This window comes from Mesorhizobium sp. M2C.T.Ca.TU.002.02.1.1, from assembly GCF_003997225.1.
Window position 1 is genome coordinate 1 of the sequence record NZ_RZTO01001042.1, and the last position, 1,846, is coordinate 1,846.

Consider the following 1,846-nt stretch of genomic DNA (forward strand, 5'->3'; position numbering starts at 1 on the left):
GTCTCGCGGCGCAACAGGTCGAGCCCGGTCTGGAAGATGCGGTCGGCCAGCCGGGTCGGATCGCCGAGCTGGCGGTTGCGGGTGCGGGTCTTGAAATCCTGCGTCTTCAACTTCAGCACCACCGTGCGTCCGGCAATGCCGGATTTCTTCAGCCGCGCCGAGACCTTTTCGGAGAGCCCGCGCAGCACCGGCACCAACTCCGCCAGGGCGGCGATGTCGGTGTCGAAGGTGGTCTCGGCCGAGACGCTCTTGGCATCGCCGTCGGGATCGACCGGGCGATCGTCCTCGCCGCGCGACAGCCGATAGAGCCGGTCGCCCATCACGCCGTAGCGGCGCATCAGGTCGCCGCGCTCCATGCGCTGCAATTGCGCGATCATGCGGATGCCGTCGCGCTCCAGCGTCGCGGCCAGCGCCTTGCCGACGCCCCAGATCATCGTCACCGGCTGCGCGGCGAGGAAGCTTGGCGCTTCGGCTTCGCCGATCACCGAAAAGCCGCGCGGCTTGCGGAAATCCGAGGCGATCTTGGCCAGGAACTTGCAGTAGGAGAGGCCCGCCGAAACGGTGATGCCGAGCTCCTTTTCCACGGTCTGCGCGAAGCGCGCCAGCACCAGCGCCGGCGGCATGCCATGCAGCCGCTCTGTGCCGGAGAGATCGAGGAAGGCTTCGTCGATCGACAGTGGCTCGACTTGCGGCGTCAATGCCTGCATCAACGCGCGGACCTCGCGCCCGACGCCGACATATTTTTCCATATTGGGCGGGATCACCACCGCTTCGGGGCACAGTTCGAGCGCCTTGAACATCGGCATGGCCGAGCGAACGCCCTGGATGCGGGCGATGTAGCAGGCGGTGGAGACGACGCCGCGCCGGCCGCCGCCGACGATGACCGGCCTATCCTTCAGCGCCGGATTGTCGCGCTTTTCGATCGCCGCGTAGAAGGCGTCGCAATCGATATGGGCGATCTTGAGCCGGTAGAGCTCGGGATGGCGGACAAGGCGCGGGCTGCCGCAGCGGTCGCAGCGCCGCGTCTCCGAGCGCTGGAGCGCCAGGCAGTCACGGCAAAAACCGTGTTCGGGATTGTTGACAGGAGCCGCCATCGCTGCGAACATAAAGAGAACAAACGCAATGGTACGACAGCGCAAGGCTGGCAACAAGCTTGGCCTGGGGAGAACGCATGAGCACGACCATAGCACCGCTGACCCCCGAGCTTTGGCCAGATTTCGAAGACCTCTTCGGCAAGCAAGGCGCCTGCTACGGCTGCTGGTGCACGCATTTCCGGCTGGCGCCGGCGGAGCGCCGCGCCAGCGACAAGGAGCGCAACAAGGACCTTATCAAGGCGCGCATCGAGGCAGGCCCGCCGCCGGGCCTTTTGGCCTTCGAAGACGGCAAGGCTGTCGGCTGGATGCAGGTCGGCCCGCGCGCCGACGTGCCCGAGTGGAACAATCAGGGCAGGGGCTCGGCCCCGGTCGATCCTGCCGATGCCGGCGACCCGGACGTCTGGGCGATCTCGTGTTTCTTCATTCGCGTCAAGGCGCGGGGCCGCGGCATCACGCATCGTCTCGTCGAGGGCGGCATCGCCTTCGCCCGCGAGAACGGCGCCAGGCTGCTCGAAGCCTGCCCGATCGACCTGTCGCGCGATTCGCGCTCGATCGGGCTTTTCGTCGGCTCGTCGCGGGTGTTCGAGAAGGCCGGCTTCGAAAGGCTTGTGGAACGCAAGCCCGGCCGGCCGCTGATGCGGCTGGTGCTTTAGCCAGCTGCGCTTTTGCCCTACAGTCGGCGTCTTGCGGCTGTAACGCTTCTTGCCTACCAGAAGCACAAATCATTCTTCCGGGATGACGGAGAACCAACG

2 protein-coding genes are annotated in these 1,846 nt (G+C 66.3%); one reads left to right on the plus strand and one right to left on the minus strand.

Annotated features, from left to right (window positions below; genetic code table 11):
• Window positions 1-1,106 (minus strand): DNA polymerase IV (locus tag EOD07_RS33070; protein ID WP_127238218.1); only part of this gene is annotated, 1,106 nt, incomplete at its 3' end.
• A gap of 65 nt (window positions 1,107-1,171) precedes the next feature.
• Between EOD07_RS33070 and EOD07_RS33075 the strand changes: the two genes are divergently transcribed.
• Window positions 1,172-1,747 carry a GNAT family N-acetyltransferase gene (locus EOD07_RS33075; protein WP_127238219.1) on the plus strand — a complete coding sequence of 192 codons (576 nt, stop codon included), beginning with the start codon at window positions 1,172-1,174 and terminating at the stop codon, window positions 1,745-1,747.
• Window positions 1,748-1,846: the final 99 nt, after the last annotated feature.

What these genes read in the sequence shown, in the direction of transcription:
- EOD07_RS33075 (WP_127238219.1), top strand. Translation starts at nt 1,172, where the DNA reads ATGAGCACGACCATAGCACCGCTGACCCCCGAGCTTTGGCCAGATTTC.